The organism is Enterococcus sp. 6D12_DIV0197 (assembly GCF_002174385.1).
Lineage (GTDB): Bacteria > Bacillota > Bacilli > Lactobacillales > Enterococcaceae > Enterococcus_D > Enterococcus_D casseliflavus.
On sequence record NZ_NIBN01000001.1, the window covers coordinates 237,411 to 255,423 of the forward strand.

The following is an 18,013-nucleotide window of genomic DNA, read 5'->3' on the forward strand; positions in this document are numbered from 1 at the left end:
TCCGTTATAAAAGAAAACCGATCAACGGTGCTCCTATATAGGCGCATCGTTGATCGGTTTTTTGGTGATATTTGGGTTTAACGGGTACGCTCATAGCTGTCTCGTAACAAAGATTGGAGTTGTTTTTCTGATACAGAGCCATCTAGTAATGCGGTGAGCCAATGGTTTTTATTCATGTGATAAGCGGGTAAATAGCCGCGGCTTTGATTGATGATCGAAACCATTTCGGACGCTGCTTTGACATCTAAAATCTCGATCATTCCCGTTTCTTCTAGGCCTAATTTTTGCTTTTCTACAGTCATCAGCAAGCCAAACCATTTGCCGCTTTTGCGGTGCCGCAAGACTTGGTACTCGGGAAACTTTGCAAATGGATGGTCGACCTGAACATCATTAAAGGTCTGAGCGAAGGCGATCAGCCGGTTTTTAAGATCCATGGGTATCCCTGCCTTTTTATAATAGAAAACTACTTATATTATACCATTGATTCCTTTTACCTAGCGTAACCGTTTCTGATAAAGCATCCGTGCCAAGAACCAGCTCACCACTACGATACCGCCACACCAGCTAAAGGCACTGATCAAGGTGGTATCTTTCAAGTTTAACAAAAGCCCGCGCAAAGAATGGATGATCGGCGACATTGGTTGGTATTCAGCAAAAACGGCTAATGGGCGCGGCATGGTTTCCGTAGGGACGAAACCAGAGCTTAAGTAGGGCAAAAGGGTGATCAAGACAGTAAACAAGGTCGCTGTCTCGGGGCTTTTGGCGATGAGACCAACCAGAACGGAGACCCAAGTAAAGGCGAAGGTGAAGCAAAAGATCAATAGGAAAGCGAGTCCCCAGCCAGCAACTGTGGCTTGAGGGCGAAAACCGATGACCATGGCAACGATCAACACGACCAAGGTGCTGATCAAGCTCCGAAGAGTCGCGGCGAAGACATGGCCGTTTAAAAAGGCTGAGTTAGAGATGTTCAAGGTCATCAGCCGTTCCACCATGCCGGAATTCAAATCTTCCGTCACCGTTACCCCAACGGAGGAGGCGCTTTGGGCGATACATTGGACGAGAACACCAGGAACGACAAAATCGACATAAGAGGTATCGCCGACGTTCATGGCTCCCCCAAAAACATAGACGAAGAGGATCATTAAAATCGCTGGGGTCAAAATTCCACTTAGCAAAGTCTCCATACTGCGAATCGATAGCAAGAGATTGCGTTTGAATAAGGTGTTGGTTTCTATAATTGCTTTCATTGGTTTCCTCCTTGGACAAGTGTTAGAAAAATATCTTCTAACGAAGCATTCTTTTGATTAAAACTGGTTATAGTGATCGGTAGTTGATTGAGTTCCTGCAACAGCGTGAAGGAATGCTGGAAGTCTTGACTGACGGGAAATGCCAGAGAGAGACTGGACTCATTGACTTGCAGCGGAAAGTCAGACAGATGCTGTCGCACGGTCTGCAAGTGTTCTTTCGTCAATACGCTGATTTCCATCGTTTGTGAAGGATGCAGTGCTTTGACTTCCGTTGGTGTTCCTTGCAAGATGATTTTCCCTTCATGCAAGATGGCGACTTGATCTGCTAAAAATTCAGCTTCTTCGAGGTATTGAGTCGTCAGGAAAATCGTTCGTCCTTGAGCGGCGATCTCTTTGATCATGTGCCATGTGGCTAAGCGGTTTTGCGGGTCTAACCCGGTCGTTGGTTCATCCAAGAAGAGCAGGTCAGGTTCGCCGATAAAACTCATGGCGATGTCTAAGCGTCGTCGCATGCCACCAGAATAATTTTTGACTAGTCGGTTGCTGGCATCCACCAAATCAAAACGCTCTAACAAATGTTGGACGATAAACTGTTTGTTTTTGACATGGCGCAAGGCAGCAATCATCAGCAAGTTTTCTCGCCCGGTCAGTTCTTGATCGACGGCGGAAAATTGCCCCGTCAGACTGATTTTCTCGCGAATCGCTGCTGGATCTTTGGTCAAGTCGATCCCGTCGATCAGCGCGGTTCCTTGGTCAAAAGGTAGGATAGTGGACAAAATTTTGACTAAAGTGGTTTTTCCAGCGCCGTTTGATCCTAGTAAGACAAATACTTCGCCAGGAGTGACGTCAAAAGTGACCTCTTTCAAAACGGTTTTGTCTTTGAAGCTTTTTTGTAAATGTTTCACGTGAAGCATTTTCTTTTTTATATGGGTATCCATAGCTTTTCCCTCGTTTCTATAAGATAATTCAACTATAAAGGCTCTTTGGGAAAAGCAACTGCTTATTTCAATATATTGAAAAAGAAGGTGAAAAAATGAACAATTATGGTGCGAAAGTGAAAGAGCTTCGCAAAAGCAAAGGCTTGTTGTTGAAGGAATTAGTGGATGAACAATTGTCGATGTCTTTGTTATCGCAATTTGAAAATGGCAAAACGACGATTTCCTGCGAACGATTTCATCGTTTGCTAGATAAACTAGAAGTGAGTTTTGCCGAATTTCAGCTGCTGCATACGGGGGAGCATCATTCGGAGGCTCAAAAGCTAATGGTTGACTATGTCCGTTCGATGGGGATCGAATCCATTGATGAAGTACCTAAATTAAAAAAGAAATATCAAAAGCTGACCACGTACTTTCAACAGCATTACTCCTTGGAGCTGGACCACTTCTTACAACTGATCCGTTTTGACTACTTGATGAAAGAGGAGCTTTTTAAAGGGGTGCCCATCGAGGAGGCTTACCTGAAACACAATTACTGTTTGGACTCTGCCAAGCATTACTTGCTGAATACCGATACATGGGGTGTTTATGAGCTGCGGCTGTTTGCCCGCGTAGCAATTTCGATGGAGCCAGCTTTGCTTTGGCGCTGCTTGACGATCGCCATCAAAAAGAGTCAGCGCTTTGCAAAAATTCCTGGCAATGAAGATATTTTGTACAACACGTTTGAGACGGTATTTTCTGTCTTTGCTGTTTTCGACGAGGCGGACTATGCGGAAAAGACCTTTCATTTATGGCGAGATCATGTTTATGAAAAAGAACACATTGAACAAGCGGTCTTTATGCCATTTTTTGAAGGCTGGACATGTCTATTAAAACAAAACAAGGCACAAGCGGCGGACTTGATGCAGCAAACGTTAGATCAGCTGGAAAGATTTGGGATGAAGAACACGTTTGCTATGTATCAATCATTAAGCACATTTGTATTGAAAGAAGAGTTTCCAGGAATTTTATTGAGTGATCCATTGCTTTCTGAAGGAACCCGTTATGGCTGGGAGTAGCTAGAAAAAGCTGTTTCCCGCCGATGAAAGCGCCTTATGTTTAAGAATCGGAGAGGAAGTGATTAAAAATCAGTAAATGCAAGCAATTTGCTTCTTTTTTACTGATTAGAGGAGTATATTCGAAGTTGGAATTTTTCTTTATTTAGAATTATTTTAATGTACTTTTTTATGAAATAGGAGGATGTAGGATGGATATTGTGACACTAGCGCGAATCCAGTTTGCGATGACGACGATTTTTCACTTTTTCTTTGTACCGTTTTCGATCGGAACTGGTGTCGTCGTTGCAATTATGGAGACACTTTATGTGATCAAAAAAGATGAAAAATATCGCCGGATGACGAAGTTTTGGGGGAATATTTTTCTATTGAGTTTTGCTGTCGGGGTCGTGACAGGGATCATTCAAGAATTTCAATTTGGGATGAACTGGTCAGACTATTCTCGTTTTGTCGGGGATATTTTTGGTGCGCCCTTGGCTTTAGAAGCTTTGTTGGCGTTCTTCTTAGAATCGACGTTCTTAGGACTGTGGATCTTTACATGGGATCGGGTCAGTCCCAAGCTGCACGCCACCTTTTTCTGGTTGGTGACGCTAGGTTCGATGCTATCGGCGTTTTGGATCTTAGCTGCCAATAGTTTTATGCAGCATCCAGTGGGGTATACCTTGAACAATGGCCGAGCAGAAATGACTGACTTCGGTGCATTATTGGCAAATCCACAGGTTTGGTATGAGTTTTTACACGTGATCACCGCAGCCATCACGATGGGCGGGATCATTGTTGCTGGTTTATCAGCCTTTCGTCTGTTGAAGAAAGACAAAGACATTGAACGTGATTTCTTCAAAAAATCGATGCGGATCGGTTTTGCGGTGGCATTGTTCGGTTCATTCACCGTCTTGCTAGCTGGGGATGAACAAATGAAATACTTGGTTGAAGAACAACCAATGAAATTTGCCGCAATGGAAGGGGCCTATGAAGATACTGGGAGTCCTGCGGCTTGGACCGTCGTTGCTTGGGCGAATGAAGCAGAACATCACCAAGTCTTCGGTGTTTCGATTCCCTATATGTTGAGTATCTTAGCCTTCAATGAACCCTTCGGCTCCATCGACGGGATGGATACGGTCAATCAGCAATTGATTGAAACCTACGGCGATCGTAATTACTACCCGCCGGTCAACACACTCTTTTGGAGCTTCCGGATCATGGCTGGTTTTGGTGCCTTGATGCTGTTGGTTTCTGGTCTGGGGTTGTATTTTACGCGTAAGAAGAAACCGTGGCTCTTTGAAAAACGCTGGCTGCTTTGGGTAGTGGCGATCACTTTGTTCACCCCATTTATTGCCAATACAGCTGGTTGGTTGATCACGGAGTTAGGACGTTACCCATGGACGGTATACGGCTTGTTTACGATCGAAGATAGTGTGTCACCAAACGTTTCCGTGACCTCACTCTTGATCTCAAACATCGTTTACTTCCTCTTGTTCTCTGGCTTAGGCGGAACGATGGTCTATCTGGTGAAACGGGAAATGGATCATGGACCTGAAAAAGAAGCCTTCGGCGAAATCAGCCAAGGAGACAACCAAGAAGGGTACGAAGACCCATTTGATAAGGAGGCGTTTGAAGGATGACCGGTCTGCAATTACTATGGTTCACGTTGATTGGGCTTTTATTTTCTGGCTTCTTCTTCTTAGAAGGGTTTGACTTTGGTGTGGGGATGTCTGTGCAGACATTGGCCCACAATGAAGAGGAAAAAGACCAGATCGTTAAAACGATCGGGCCTGTCTGGGATGGCAATGAAGTGTGGCTATTGACCGCTGGCGGAGCGATGTTCGCCTCGTTTCCATACTGGTATGCTTCTTTATTCAGCGGTTTTTATTTGATTTTGTTATTGATCTTAGTCGGGTTGATCATTCGCGGTGTTTCCTTTGAGTTTCGAGCAAACTTCCCGAAAGAACACAAAAACATTTGGAACTGGACGTTGACGATCGGCAGTACGATCGTACCGTTTTTCTTCGGTCTGATGTTTGTCAGCATGATCCAAGGAATGCCTTTGGGTGAAGATGGCAACATGACGGCAACCTTTACGGATTACGTCAATCCCTTTTCAATCGTTGGCGGGATCGCGTTGACTTTGTTGTGCTACTTGCACGGATTAAACTATATCGCTTTGAAAACGGAAGGTCCGATTCGGGCACGGGCACGCAACTATGCAAGTATTTTTTATGGCATCTTATATGCAGGCTTAGTCGTCTTTGCTGTGATGCTTTACTTCCAAACGGATTTCTTCGAAAATCATTTTGCGACAACGCTTGGTTTGTTGCTCGTGATCGTTGTACTGACACTGATTGCAAATATCGGCGTCTTTAAAGGTAAAGAAATGATGGCTTTCATTGCGAGCGGCTTGACGTTGATCGCTTTGGTGGCATTGATCTTCACAGGGTTATTCCCAAGAGTCTTGATTAGTTCGATCGATTCAAGCTATGACCTGTTGATCGCTGATGCGTCTTCAAGCCGCTACACATTGAAGATCATGAGTTATCTTTCACTGACGATCTTGCCTTTCGTCTTGGCCTATACGGCTTGGAGTTACTATATCTTCCGTAAACGGATCAGTCATACGGAGGCGTTGGAGGGGTATAAATGATTGATAAACAAATCATGAAGCTCCCAGGAATGAAACAACTTTTAGGGCTGCTTGCGGGACTTTCGTTCCTGCAGGCGCTCTTCATTATTGGGCAGGCGTATGGATTGGCACGTGCCATCACTGGCTTATGGGAAGGACGACCATTAGAGGAACAGTGGGGCTGGATTCTGCTGTTCTTTTGTTCGTTTATCGCCCGACAAGCCGTTATCTATTTCCGTTCCAAAAGACTTGATGATTACAGTTACCAGCAAGCCGCCGATCTGCGGGATCAATTGTTGGAGAAATTGTTTCGGGTCGGTCCTCAGATCGCACAACAGCAAGGGACGGGGAATGTAACAACGATGGTCTTGGAAGGGATCAACCAAGTCGAAAACTACTTGAAATTGATTCTTGCCAAAATCATGAATATGTCGATCATTCCTTGGGTCATTTTGGCACTCGTTTTTTATCTGGATTGGGAGTCGGGCTTGGTCTTGCTGTTGGTGTTCCCCTTGATCATCATTTTTATGATCATCTTGGGCTATGCCGCGCAAAGCAAAGCGGAAAAACAATACCGAACGTTTCAATTACTGTCCAATCATTTCATCGACTCCCTGCGAGGGATCGACACGCTGAAATTGTTTGGGGTCAGTAAAAAATATGGCAAGAGTATCTTTGCTTCCAGCGAACGGTTTCGGAAAGCGACGATGGCTTCATTAAAAGTCGGTATTTTATCGACCTTCGCCTTAGACTTTTTCACGACCTTATCGATTGCCGTCGTGGCAGTCTTGCTAGGCTTGCGGCTGATCAATGAAGGAATCTTGCTGTTTCCAGCGTTAACCATCTTGATTTTAGCACCAGAATACTTCTTGCCGATCCGCGACTTCTCCAGTGATTACCATGCAACCTTAGACGGGAAAAATGCGATGACTGCGGTGACGGAGATCTTGCATCAGCCCGAAGCCCAAGTACCGGCAGTAACGGTGCCTCGTTGGCAGGAAGACGCCCAGTTAACGATCGATCAGCTGGCGTTTTCCTACGAGGAAAAAGCGGCTTTGACGGATATCAACTTGAACGTGACTGGCTTCAAAAAGATTGGGATCATCGGTTTGAGCGGTTCTGGCAAGTCTACCTTGATCAATACTTTGAGTGGCTTTCTCGTGCCAGACAGTGGCGAGATCACTCTCGAAGGGGCGAAGACCACGGCCTTTCGCCAAGCAAGCTGGCAAGAACAGCTGATCTATATTCCGCAAAATCCTTATATCTATCGGTTGACCTTGCAGGAAAATGTCGCGTTTTATCAGCCGACAGCTACCAAAGAAGCCGTACTTAAAGCCATTGAAGTGGCAGGCTTGACTGAGCTTATGGCGGAGCTGCCGCAAGGGTTGGACACGATGTTAGGAGAAGGGGAACGGCATCTAAGTGGCGGACAAGCCCAACGGATCGCTCTAGCCCGTGCCTTTTTAGACCAGCAACGAAAGATTCTTTTGTTTGATGAACCAACGGCTCACTTGGATATTGAAACCGAAGTTGCCTTAAAAGAACGGATGCTACCGCTGATGGAAAACCGTTTAGTCTTTTTTGCAACCCATCGCTTGCACTGGATGGAAGAAATGGATGAAATCATCGTGATGGATCAAGGAAGAATCGTGGAACAAGGAACCTTGGCACAACTGCAGCAAAAGCAAGGTGCTTTTACAGAACTAGTCAATGGAATGAGGAGGGAACAGCTTGAATAAAATCGGCTTATTGCGCTCATTGAAAACTGATACGTGGGTCAAGCCTTTCTTGTCAAAATACAAAAACGTTTTGGCGCTGGCCTTATTCCTAGGCTTCTTGACCTTTTTCTGTGGTGGGGCACTGATGTTTAATTCTGGGTACCTGATCAGCCGCTCGGCATCGATCCCAGAAAACATTCTATTGGTTTACATCCCCATCGTACTGACCCGAGCGTTTGGGATCGGCCGTCCAGTCTTTCGCTATTTGGAACGGTTGACCAGTCATAGCTGGGTCTTGCGCATGACCTCTAATTTACGTTTGAAATTGTACAACGTAGTAGAAAAAGATGCGATCTTCTTTAAGCAAGCACATCGCACGGGGGATATCTTGGGCTTATTGGCAGAAGATATCAACCATATTCAAAACCTGTATTTGCGGACGATCTTTCCTACCGTGATCGCTTGGATCTTGTATGCGTTCTTGATCATCGGACTCGGCTATTTTTCTTGGTGGTTTGCTTTGGTGATGCTGCTGCTATTAGGGATTATCGTTTTTGTCTTGCCGCTTTGGTCGGTGATCATCAACGGCGCGCGGCAAGAAAAGCAAAAACACATGAAAAACAACTTGTATACGACACTGACGGATAATGTATTAGGGGTTTCTGATTGGGTCTTCTCTCAAAGAGGCAGCGAGTACGTGGCTGCCCATAAGGAACTGGAAACACAGTTGCGGGCGGTGGATGAACAGATGCTGTCCTTTGATCGCCGACGGGATTTTCTTTTACAAAGCATCTTTGGAGTGATCGCTGTCGCATTGCTGCTTTGGACCAGCATTCGCTTTCCAGGTAACCACGGAGGAGCAGCCAACTGGATCGCTGCCTTTGTCCTGTGTGTCTTTCCTTTAGTTGATGCATTTGCGCCATTACCGTCAGCTGCTCAAGAAACCAATCGCTACAAAGACTCCATCGATCGCTTCAATGCATTGCCAGAAGAAAATCGCCAAGTCTCCATGGAGCAACCGTCAGCACCTGAAGTGACGGGCCTCGTGTCGATCACAGTCAAGGACTTGCATTTTCAGTATCCTGAAGGCAAAGAAGTGCTTCATGGGCTGGATCTAACGATTCCTGCGCATCAAAAACTAGCGATCCTTGGTCGCAGCGGTTCTGGGAAAAGTACATTTGCCTCCTTGTTGCGAGGCGATCTACAACCGACGCAAGGGGGGTCGATCACCTTAAACGACGTGCCTGTGACGGCATTGAGTGAGTCGATCAGTGACTTGATCGGTGTCATCAATCAAAGTCCCTATCTTTTCCATACGACCGTCTTGAATAATATTCGGCTAGGCAATGAGTCGGCTTCGGAAGAAGAAGTCTGGCGCGTACTGGAGCAAGTCGGGTTGAAAGAAATGGTGGCAGCTTTGCCTAACGGCTTGGCGACGATGGTGGATGAAGCCGGCTTGCGTTTTTCTGGTGGAGAACGGCATCGTTTGGCATTGGCGCGGATCTTGCTAAAAGACACCCCGATCATCTTATTGGATGAGCCAACCGTCGGCTTAGACCCGATCACGGAGCAAGGCGTGCTCGAAACCTTTTTCCAAGTGTTGGAGAACAAAACGATCATTTGGATCACCCACCACTTGCAAGGAATTTCGATGATGGACCGTGTGCTCTTTATTGAAGATGGTCAGTTGACCATGAGCGGAACACCTGCCGAATTGGCAGCAGAAAACAAACATTTTCAACACTTATTGGCCATTGACCAAGGACGACGATAAAAAAGAGCGTCCATCAATCAGTGATGGACGCTTTTCTTCTCATTGCTCTATGGCTCAGTAATTGCGCTGCAAGAGCAGTTCAGTTAATGAACGAATTTTGGCTTTGCTAGGTGCTTCGGGCAGCTGATCGATGTCGTCTAAGGCTTTTTGCGTGTAGGTGACCGCGAAAGCACGCGCTTTTTCGACACCGCCGTAACGAACGACAAGATCCGCAACTTCTTGGGCTTCTGCCAAGGAGAGTGATGCTTTTTTATTCAAATAAGGAGCGAATGCTGCAGGTGCCTGTTCTTTGGCAAATAGCAGCGGTAAGGTATAGACCCCTTGCGCCAAATCTTCTAGAATCGGTTTTTTCAAGGTGCCGCTATCAGAGGTGTAGTCGAGAATATCGTCGAATACTTGAAAGGCGATCCCGATGTTGCGACCGATCTCACCCGCCCGCTCTTGGTTTTCTGTGTCGAGGCCGCCAAAATGAGCGCCTTCGAGACAAGCGAGCCAAAACAGTTCAGCGGTTTTGCCGTTGATGCTTTGCAGATAGTCGTCAATCGATTCATGGATGTTGTAGCGAGTGTGCATTTGATCAAGTTCACCTAAAAGGAGTCGTTTCATGGCTTGTGCGTTGGTTTTTAAAAACGGGGAGCCATTCATACTTTCGATCAAAAGCTCAAAAAATTGGGTGAACAAAAGATCACCCGTGTAGACCGCGATATCCTTGCCGTATTTGGCTTGAACAGTGACTTGACTGCGCCGCAGCGGCGAATCGTCAATGATGTCGTCGTGGATCAAAGTGGCCATGTGTAAAATTTCTAGAGAAGCAGCAATTTTTGTTAATTGGTCGGTTTTTTTATAATGGGGATCGCCTAAGTCAGCAAACAAAAAAAAGAGCGCTGGCCGCAGCATTTTTCCACCTGAATAAGTAAAGTCGATCAAAACATCTTGTATCTCTTTGTTACGAACAGTAACGTGTTCTTCAATGATGGAACATACGGTTTTCAATCGTTGTTCGATCGTCGGATAATCGATCCAAAAGTCAAACATAGTATAACCCTTTCTAACAGTCATTCAGCCCTTATTCTAGCGTAAAGGGGCGTGATTGACTAGTTTAATGCACTCACTAAAGGAGGTGAAGTTGTGACGCTACCTGTATTTTTAGAACTTGTCGAATTTAAAGCAAAAACCGCCAGTATTTTGCCATTTTTCATTGGTGTCTGCTACAGCTGGTACAATTATCAAACGATTCATCTTGGCTATGTCCTATTGTATTTCATTGCCATGCTGATCTTCAATATGGCGGTGGATATTTTAGATAACTACAACGATTACCATCATGCCACAGAAGGGCATGACTACAAAGAAAAAACCAATATCATTGGTCGGGAACAGTTGTCTGTCAAATTGGTTTTTTGGTTGATGGTCTCCATGATCATCGTTTCCGCCGCCATGGGAATCGCCTTGGCAATGGTAGTTGGTTGGCCGCTCTTTTGGATGGGACTGTATTGTTACCTAGTCGGGATCTTTTATTCCTCTGGTCCACGGCCGCTTTCTAGTTTGCCTTTAGGCGAGTTCTTTTCTGGCTTTACGATGGGCTTTATGATCTCATTGATCTGTGTCTACCTTAATGCCTATCAAACCTTTGAATGGAACATTGCCACGATTGGCAGTATTTTCTTGATCTCATTACCCAACACATTATGGATCGCCAACTTGATGCTGGCAAACAACATTTGTGATCTGGAAGAGGATGAAAAAAATGAGCGCTATACGCTGGTGCATTACCTTGGTAAAGCCCGTGCGTTGAAATTATTTATCACAATGAACGTCTTGGCGTTTGTTGCGATCATTGCCTCAGTTGCCCTCAACATTGCGCCTTGGTCACTGGTTCTGACCTTTTTCGCGGCGCCCTTTGTCTGGCAACAGACAAAACGATTTATGCAAAAACAAATCAAAAGAGAGACCTTCATTTGTGCCGTTCGGATCCTTGCGGTCGGAGCATGCGTACAAGTGCTGAGTTTTGCGATTGGTTTGATTTTATAATTTTTACAGCAAAGAAAGGAAGTAAGGAAACATGAAGGAAGTTGTCATTTTAGGAGCAGGGTATGCTGGATTGCGAGCATTGCACGTATTGCAAGGAGCAAAAGAAGCGTTTCACATCACATTGATCGACAAAAACGATTATCATTATGAGGCAACCGATCTTCATGAAGTTGCGGCCGGTACGCAACCAAGAGACCGCATTTGCTATCCCATCAATGATGTCGTTCGTCCCCAAAAGACGAGCTTTGTTCAAAAGGAAGTGGCGTCGATCGATCGTAACCAGCAAGTGATCGTTTTTAAAGATCAATCCACGTGCACCTATGATTATTTGATCGTGGCATTAGGCTTTGAATCAGAATCATTTGGGATCCCTGGTGTCGAGGAGCATGCGTTGGAAATGGTGGATGTCGACTCCGCAGAAAACATCTATCATCATTTGTTGAAACAAATGAAGGCATACAAAGAAACACAAAATCCTGACTACCTAAAAATCGTTGTCTGCGGTGCTGGTTTCACGGGAATCGAATTGCTAGGTTCATTGGTGGAAAACCGTAAAACCTTCGCGAAAGCAGCAGGTGTCAAACCAGAAGACATCAAACTGTACTGTGTCGAAGCAGTGACTCGTTTATTACCGATGTTTGATGAAAAACTATCGGATTACGGGATCAAAAATCTCGTTAAATGGGGCGTAAACTTCCTGACTGGTAAACCCATCAAAGCAATCAAACCAGGTGTCGTTGTCTATCAAAATGATGCCGATACAGGAGCAACAGCAGAATTATCAGCCAAAACTATCGTTTGGACCACAGGCGTCAGCGGTAGCCATGTGATGGCTGAATCAGACTTTTCTGCTCGTCGTGGTCGCGTGATGGTCAATCAAGACCTAACAGACCCTGATCATAGTAACGTCTATGTTGTCGGTGATGTTTCAGCAGTCATGGACCCAGCGACCAATCGCCCGTATCCAACAACGGCTCAAATCGCTTTGAAGATGGGGCAGCATGCGGGTAAAAACATCTTACGTCAAATGAACGGGGAAAAACCAGCAGATTTCCACTTTGAATCATTAGGTTCAGTGGCATCGATCGGCAATACCCATGCCTTTGGCTTAGTAGGGAAAATGGGCATCAAAGGCTATCCCGCTTCCGTGGTGAAAAAAGCCATTATGGACCGTTCCTTGTACCAAACCGGTGGGGTCAAAGAAGTATTGGCGAAAGGCCGCTTCGACTTTTATCATTGAGCAATAGAAACAGCAGACTGCGAGGGTGACCTCGCAGTTTTTTTTCAAAAAAAAGCAGCAGCGGTATCCCGCAGACTACTTTTTTCTCCCAGAAACTGCTATGATAGCCAAAAGAACAGGACAAAGGAGCAAGGACAATGCCAGAAGGCCAACGAGTGTTACAGGGAATGGGAACGGTGATCACGATTTGGGTGCAGCATGAAACCCCAGAAGTGATCTTAGAGGAAGCAGCCAAAAGAGCTGCGGCCTTTGAACAGCGTTTTAGTGCCAATGACCCGACGTCTGAGTTGATGCAGATCAATCAGCAGGCAGGACAAGGAGCGATCGCTGCCACACAGGAATTGTTTGAATTGATCGCACGAGGGAAAGCCCATAGCGTACCCAAAGATAGCTACTTAAATATTGCCATCGGTCCTTTGGTGCAGGAATGGCGGATCGGGTTCCAAGATGCTCATCTACCAACGCCTGAGAAAATCGCGGAGCTGCTGCCAAAGACTGATCCTGCCAAGATCATTTTGGATGAAACGCTGCAGACCATCGGGTTAGCTGCTGGCATGAAGCTTGATCTAGGGGCTGTGGCAAAAGGATATTTTGCTGATTTGTTGATGACCTATTTCAAACAGGTTGGTGTTACAGCCGCTTTGATCGATCTTGGAGGCAATGTGGTGACTTACGGCGATGCCCCAAGCCATCAAGATGGCTATTGGCGGATCGGGATCCAAAACCCTTTCTTACCAAGAGGGAATTTTGTCGCAGCGTTGAAGGTTCGTAATCAATCAGTCGTTACATCAGGGATCTATGAACGAACCTATCAGGTAGCGGGCAAGACCTATCATCATATTTTTGATCGAGAAACGGGCTATCCGTTAGAGTCAGCCATTGCCAGTGTCACGATTCTCTCCGACCAATCGGTTGATGGAGAGATTTGGACGACCCGCTTGTTCGGCAAAGAGCCACAAGCCATCTTGCAGGAGCTGGCGCCGTTAGAAGGGATCACTGGATTAGTCATTACAAAACAAGGAGAGCTGATCTATCCGCAAGAATTAGCACGTTTGATCGAAACGCCAACAGCAGAATGAAAACAAGCAGCGATCACCTAGGAATATAGGTGGTGGCTGCTTGTTTTTTTGTAAAAAGAAAGCTAGACGTGTTGCAAAAAGGTCTCGATCAAGTCGGCTTCGCTGTTTGACAATGCCCGTTCGGCTTGATGGGCAATAAAATAGGTGAGGGACAAGAGTTCCTCTGGCATCGGATAAAGATTAAAAGGAGTCGCAGTCGCTGCTTGCAGCACGCTTTCTGGTACGATCGCAATCCCAAGGTTGTTTTCTGCCAATGCTGCTGCTGTATAAATATTGCTGCTTTCTATGAGAACGGTCGCCTCTACTTTGTATTTTTGCAGCAATTGATCGATTTGGCGCCGAATCGCCGAGCCGCTGGCAGTCAAAATCAACGGACTTTGCAGCAAGTCTTTGACGGCCAATGAATCAGGTGCTAAATACCGCTTCTCTGGTTGATACAGGGGAGAACAAGGCGGAATGATCGCTAGATACCGTTCTTGATTGGTACTGTGGACCGTTAGATTCGGTGCGATCGTCTCAGGATTTTGTCCGATAAAAAAGTCCAGCTGCCCATTCAACAGTCGTTTTTCATTGTGCTTCGGCAGGTCTTCCCGTAAGAAAAAGTGTACGTTGGGATAGTGTTCATAATATGCAGGCAAAAAGAGTGGCAGCAGATAGGAACCAAGGCTAGGCAAGATGCCTAAGCGCAAAGAACGCTTCTCGGTCGCGGTATACCAAGACAGCCGACTTTTCAATTTGGCAGACTCTGTTTCCAAGGTTTCCAGATATTGATAATAGATTTTACCAGCTTCCGTCAGTTGAAAATGACCCGGCTGCCGATTGATGATGGGGGTCCCTAGCTCTTGTTCGGCACGTTTCACGGTTTGTGTCAAGTAAGGCTGTGAGATGTAGAGGTCTTTGGCGGCTTTGGTATAGTTGCTATGCTTTAACAAGGTATCGAGGTATTGCAGCATCAGATGGGAATCTTTAAGTGCCATTGCGTGGTCCTCCTAGTCATTTTTTTCATTATAACAAATTTGTTATCGATAGATAGTTAAATAAATATTTCACAAATAAAGAATTCAGTCGTACACTAAATGGGTACTTGGGGAAGATTTTTTTGTTTAGAAAGAAGCCTTTCATCTCAGTAGGTCTTAAAAACCAACTTGAGAAACGATTGAAAAAAGAAATCAAAGCCAATGGTCAAAAACTTTTTATTTATTGTTAAATGTTAAATTATTCACAATTAGGAGAGATGATAATGAAATTGATTGGAATCGTAGGAACCAACTCGACGCGTTCGACCAACCGTCGCTTACTGCAATTTATTCAAAGCCATTTTAGTGACCAAGCGGAGATCGAACTTTGCGAAATCAGTGATCTGCCAGCATTTAATGAACCAGAAGATCGGACGGCACCAGCGGCAGTCCAAGCCTTGTCAGAGAAGATCGAAGCAGCAGATGGGGTGATCATCAGTACACCAGAATACGATCACTCGATCCCAGCGGTGCTAAAAAGCATGATTGAATGGCTTTCTTATACGACGCGGCCTTTGATCGATAAACCAGTGATGATCACGGGTGCTTCTCTTGGTGCATTAGGTTCATCGAGAGCCCAAGCCCACTTGCGTCAGATCTTAGATGCACCAGAAGTAAAAGCTCGAATCATGCCGAGTGCGGAATTTTTATTAGGGCACTCCATGCAAGCCTTCGATGAACAAGGAAACTTGATCGATAGCGAAAAAGTTGCCGAACTAGAAGATTGTTTCAATGAATTTGTCTTGTTTGTCGAAATCACGAACCGTCTGGTCAGTGAATATTCAACGGCTAAAGAACGAGCAAAGAAATTTTCGTGGGAACAAGCATAAGAAAGAGAGGAACCAGTCATGAAATTTGTCGGCCTAATCGGAACGAACGCCAAAAAATCCACCAATCGCCAATTAGTGGCGTTTATGCAGCGAGAATTTGCTGCCCTAGCAGAAATTGAACTACTGGAAATCAAGGATGTCCCAATGTTCAATGAAACACAAGATCAAACCAATAGTGAAGTGATTCAACGGTTAAATAGCAAGATTTTAGCAGCCGATGGGGTGATCATTGCGACACCAGAGCATAACCATTCGATTCCTTCCGCATTGAAAAGCGTCTTGGAATGGCTCTCCTTCAATCTCCATCCCTTTGATGGCAAACCGGTAATGATCGTCGGTGCATCCTACGATGTACAAGGCTCTTCGCGAGCACAGCTTCATTTGCGCCAAATCCTTGATGCACCGGGTGTCAATGCGACAGTCATGCCAGGAAATGAGTTCTTGCTGGGACGTGCCCATCAAGCCTTTGATGAACAAGGCAATTTAAAAGATCAACGAACGGTCGATTTTTTGGAAAGCTGTTTCCGCAAGTTCGTTCGGTTTACGGAAGTCGCTAATTTGTTGAACGTACCAGAAGAAGTCGTTTATGAGCCTGGCGAATACACCGTCACAGCACCAGGACATAACGGGGATCTACCAATGGTCGTCAAATTGAGCGAAGAACGGATCGAAGCTATCGATATCGATACTTCTGGTGAATCCGAAGGGATCGCTGATGTCGTTTTCGTACGGATTCCTCAAGAGATCATTGAAGGGCAAACCTTAAATGTCGATGCGATCTCTGGTGCTTCGGTTACTAGTAACGGTGTCGTTGATGGCGTAGCAAAAGCCGTGAAAATGGCTGGTGCGAACCCAGATGTCTTGCGCAAACGGCCAAAAGCCGCCAGTGCTTTGCAAACAGAAGATGAAACGTATACCACCGATGTCGTTGTCGTGGGTGGCGGCGGTGCGGGTCTGAGTGCAGCTGCCAGTGTGCTGCAAGCCAATAAAGATGTGATCTTAGTAGAAAAATTCCCAGCGATCGGTGGCAATACTGTACGTACTGGCGGACCGATGAATGCCGCGGATCCAAAATGGCAAAACGGCTTTTCCGCATTGCCTGGCGAACGCAGTGCTTTAGAAGAAGTGCTGACGATCGATGAGCAAGAGATCGATACAGAATACTTACCAGACTTCAAAGCTTTGAAGGCACAAATCACTGCGTATCTTTCAGAAACGACGCCAGAAAAAGAATACTTGTTTGATTCTGCTTTGTGGCATCGAATTCAAACCTATTTAGGCGGAAAACGCAAAGATTTGAATGGTCAACCGATCTATGGGAAATACGAGCTAGTGAAGATCTTGACGGATCAAGCATTGGACTCAGTGAAATGGCTAGAAGAAATCGGCGTAGAATTTGATATGAACAATGTCGATATGCCAGTAGGAGCGAAATGGCGCCGAGGACATAAACCAGTCAAAAACGAAGGGTATGCCTTTGTCTCTGCTTTGCATCAATTCGTGAAAGAACATGGGGGAACGATCTTAACCGATACGCCTGTCAAAGAATTATTGATCGAAGATGGCAAGGTTACTGGAATCATCGGGGAAGGCCGTAACGGTCAAAAAGTCACGATCCATGCCAAAGCAGTGATTTTAGCTTCTGGTGGGTTCGGAGCGAATACGAAAATGTTGAAACAATACAATACGTATTGGACAGAGATCGAAGACGATATCAAAACGTCAAATTCACCAGCGATCACTGGTGACGGGATCAAACTAGGGGAAAGTGCTGGCGCGGACCTTGTTGGCATGGGCTTTTCGCAAATGATGCCCGTATCTGATCCAAACACAGGGGCTTTGTTCAGTGGCCTGCAAGTGCCACCTGCTAACTTTGTGATGGTCAATCAAAAGGGTGAACGCTTTGTCAATGAATACGAAAGCCGCGATGTATTGACCCAAGCGGCGATCGATAATGGCGGATTGTTCTATTTGATCGCGGATGAAGAGATCAAGAAAACCGCTTATAACACGAGCCAAGAAAAAATCGATAAGCAAGTAGCTGCTGGTACGCTGTTCCGCAGTGAGACCTTGGCTGGCCTGGCAGAGCAGATCAATGTTGATCCAGCCGTCTTAGAGACGACCGTTGCGAAATACAACAGCTATGTGGATGCTGGGAAGGATCCAGAGTTTGGCAAGGATGTCTTCGACTTGAAAGTGGAAAAAGCACCTTTCTATGCCACACCAAGAAAACCAGCGGTTCACCACACGATGGGGGGATTGAAGATCGATCCGCAAACCCATGTGTTGACGAAGGAAGATCAAATCATTGAAGGGCTGTATGCAGCAGGGGAAGTTGCTGGGGGGATCCATGCTGGCAATCGCTTAGGCGGCAACTCGTTGACAGACATCTTTACTTTTGGCCGAATTGCTGGAAAAACAGCAGTCGCAGAACATCTCGAATAAAAAGCCTTGCGCGTTGTGTCTCGACA

15 protein-coding genes are annotated in these 18,013 nt (G+C 45.7%); 10 read left to right on the forward strand and 5 right to left on the reverse strand.

Features of this window, described 5'->3' with window-relative positions; translation table 11 throughout:
- Positions 1 to 77 precede the first annotated feature (77 nt).
- Genes A5867_RS01110 through A5867_RS01120 form a run of 3 tightly spaced genes read right to left on the reverse strand, consistent with a single transcriptional unit; the run spans position 78 to position 2,185 of the window.
- Positions 78 to 434, reverse strand: coding sequence for an MmcQ/YjbR family DNA-binding protein (locus tag A5867_RS01110; protein WP_005226519.1), 357 nt, complete (start codon positions 432 to 434; stop codon positions 78 to 80).
- A gap of 60 nt (positions 435 to 494) precedes the next feature.
- Entirely contained in the window at positions 495 to 1,247 is a 753-nt protein-coding gene (locus A5867_RS01115; RefSeq protein WP_087626696.1) for an ABC transporter permease, read from the reverse strand.
- Positions 1,244 to 2,185, reverse strand: coding sequence for an ATP-binding cassette domain-containing protein (locus A5867_RS01120; RefSeq protein ID WP_015508713.1), 942 nt, complete (start codon positions 2,183 to 2,185; stop codon positions 1,244 to 1,246). The genes A5867_RS01115 and A5867_RS01120 overlap by 4 nt, the downstream gene beginning before the upstream one ends.
- A 95-nt stretch (positions 2,186 to 2,280) precedes the next feature.
- On the opposite strand from A5867_RS01120, the gene A5867_RS01125 reads away from it, so the two are divergent.
- From A5867_RS01125 to cydC, 5 genes are all read left to right on the forward strand, one after another.
- Positions 2,281 to 3,240: a helix-turn-helix transcriptional regulator gene (locus A5867_RS01125; protein WP_087626697.1), complete on the forward strand. Its 960-nt coding sequence runs from the start codon at positions 2,281 to 2,283 to the stop codon at positions 3,238 to 3,240.
- A 188-nt stretch (positions 3,241 to 3,428) separates the two neighbouring features.
- A complete protein-coding gene (locus tag A5867_RS01130; RefSeq protein ID WP_015508715.1) occupies positions 3,429 to 4,859 on the forward strand; it encodes a cytochrome ubiquinol oxidase subunit I in 1,431 nt (476 codons plus the stop codon).
- Positions 4,856 to 5,875, forward strand: coding sequence for a cytochrome d ubiquinol oxidase subunit II (gene cydB, locus A5867_RS01135; RefSeq protein ID WP_005226530.1), 1,020 nt, complete (start codon positions 4,856 to 4,858; stop codon positions 5,873 to 5,875). Before A5867_RS01130 ends, cydB begins: the two co-directional genes overlap by 4 nt.
- Positions 5,872 to 7,593 (forward strand): thiol reductant ABC exporter subunit CydD, encoded by a 1,722-nt coding sequence (gene cydD, locus A5867_RS01140; protein WP_087626698.1) that lies wholly within the window; start codon positions 5,872 to 5,874, stop codon positions 7,591 to 7,593. The genes cydB and cydD overlap by 4 nt, the downstream gene beginning before the upstream one ends.
- The gene (cydC, locus tag A5867_RS01145) at positions 7,586 to 9,346 is read left to right on the forward strand and encodes a thiol reductant ABC exporter subunit CydC (protein WP_087626699.1); all 1,761 of its coding nucleotides are present in this window, start codon (positions 7,586 to 7,588) and stop codon (positions 9,344 to 9,346) included. The genes cydD and cydC overlap by 8 nt, the downstream gene beginning before the upstream one ends.
- A gap of 54 nt (positions 9,347 to 9,400) precedes the next feature.
- Here the strand turns inward: cydC and A5867_RS01150 are convergent, their stop codons facing one another.
- Positions 9,401 to 10,381 (reverse strand): polyprenyl synthetase family protein, encoded by a 981-nt coding sequence (locus tag A5867_RS01150; RefSeq protein ID WP_087626700.1) that lies wholly within the window; start codon positions 10,379 to 10,381, stop codon positions 9,401 to 9,403.
- Between the two features lie 93 nt (positions 10,382 to 10,474).
- On the opposite strand from A5867_RS01150, the gene A5867_RS01155 reads away from it, so the two are divergent.
- The 3 genes from A5867_RS01155 to A5867_RS01165 all read left to right on the forward strand — a co-directional run bounded on the left by A5867_RS01155 (position 10,475) and on the right by A5867_RS01165 (position 13,696).
- Entirely contained in the window at positions 10,475 to 11,377 is a 903-nt protein-coding gene (locus A5867_RS01155) for a prenyltransferase (protein WP_005226546.1), read from the forward strand.
- A 31-nt stretch (positions 11,378 to 11,408) separates the two neighbouring features.
- Entirely contained in the window at positions 11,409 to 12,617 is a 1,209-nt protein-coding gene (locus A5867_RS01160) for an NAD(P)/FAD-dependent oxidoreductase (protein WP_015508719.1), read from the forward strand.
- A gap of 137 nt (positions 12,618 to 12,754) precedes the next feature.
- Positions 12,755 to 13,696: an FAD:protein FMN transferase gene (locus tag A5867_RS01165; protein WP_087626701.1), complete on the forward strand. Its 942-nt coding sequence runs from the start codon at positions 12,755 to 12,757 to the stop codon at positions 13,694 to 13,696.
- 62 nt (positions 13,697 to 13,758) lie between these two features.
- On the opposite strand, the gene A5867_RS01170 is transcribed toward A5867_RS01165, so the two are convergent.
- Positions 13,759 to 14,673, reverse strand: a complete 915-nt coding sequence (locus A5867_RS01170) for a LysR family transcriptional regulator (RefSeq protein ID WP_010748521.1) — start codon at positions 14,671 to 14,673, stop codon at positions 13,759 to 13,761.
- A gap of 263 nt (positions 14,674 to 14,936) precedes the next feature.
- Between A5867_RS01170 and A5867_RS01175 the strand changes: the two genes are divergently transcribed.
- Both A5867_RS01175 and A5867_RS01180 read left to right on the forward strand, forming a co-directional pair.
- Positions 14,937 to 15,542 (forward strand): NADPH-dependent FMN reductase, encoded by a 606-nt coding sequence (locus A5867_RS01175; protein WP_005226550.1) that lies wholly within the window; start codon positions 14,937 to 14,939, stop codon positions 15,540 to 15,542.
- A gap of 18 nt (positions 15,543 to 15,560) precedes the next feature.
- Positions 15,561 to 17,987: a flavocytochrome c gene (locus A5867_RS01180; RefSeq protein WP_087626702.1), complete on the forward strand. Its 2,427-nt coding sequence runs from the start codon at positions 15,561 to 15,563 to the stop codon at positions 17,985 to 17,987.
- Positions 17,988 to 18,013: the final 26 nt, after the last annotated feature.

Bases quoted from the DNA above. Each gene is read 5' to 3' on its own strand.
- A5867_RS01175 (WP_005226550.1), top strand. From the start codon at position 14,937: ATGAAATTGATTGGAATCGTAGGAACCAACTCGACGCGTTCGACCAAC.
- A5867_RS01180 (WP_087626702.1), top strand. From the start codon at position 15,561: ATGAAATTTGTCGGCCTAATCGGAACGAACGCCAAAAAATCCACCAAT.
- A5867_RS01150 (WP_087626700.1), bottom strand. From the start codon at position 10,381: ATGTTTGACTTTTGGATCGATTATCCGACGATCGAACAACGATTGAAA.
- A5867_RS01165 (WP_087626701.1), top strand. From the start codon at position 12,755: ATGCCAGAAGGCCAACGAGTGTTACAGGGAATGGGAACGGTGATCACG.
- cydD (WP_087626698.1), top strand. From the start codon at position 5,872: ATGATTGATAAACAAATCATGAAGCTCCCAGGAATGAAACAACTTTTA.
- A5867_RS01125 (WP_087626697.1), top strand. From the start codon at position 2,281: ATGAACAATTATGGTGCGAAAGTGAAAGAGCTTCGCAAAAGCAAAGGC.
- A5867_RS01170 (WP_010748521.1), bottom strand. From the start codon at position 14,673: ATGGCACTTAAAGATTCCCATCTGATGCTGCAATACCTCGATACCTTG.
- A5867_RS01130 (WP_015508715.1), top strand. From the start codon at position 3,429: ATGGATATTGTGACACTAGCGCGAATCCAGTTTGCGATGACGACGATT.
- A5867_RS01115 (WP_087626696.1), bottom strand. From the start codon at position 1,247: ATGAAAGCAATTATAGAAACCAACACCTTATTCAAACGCAATCTCTTG.
- A5867_RS01120 (WP_015508713.1), bottom strand. From the start codon at position 2,185: ATGGATACCCATATAAAAAAGAAAATGCTTCACGTGAAACATTTACAA.
- A5867_RS01160 (WP_015508719.1), top strand. From the start codon at position 11,409: ATGAAGGAAGTTGTCATTTTAGGAGCAGGGTATGCTGGATTGCGAGCA.
- A5867_RS01110 (WP_005226519.1), bottom strand. From the start codon at position 434: ATGGATCTTAAAAACCGGCTGATCGCCTTCGCTCAGACCTTTAATGAT.
- cydB (WP_005226530.1), top strand. From the start codon at position 4,856: ATGACCGGTCTGCAATTACTATGGTTCACGTTGATTGGGCTTTTATTT.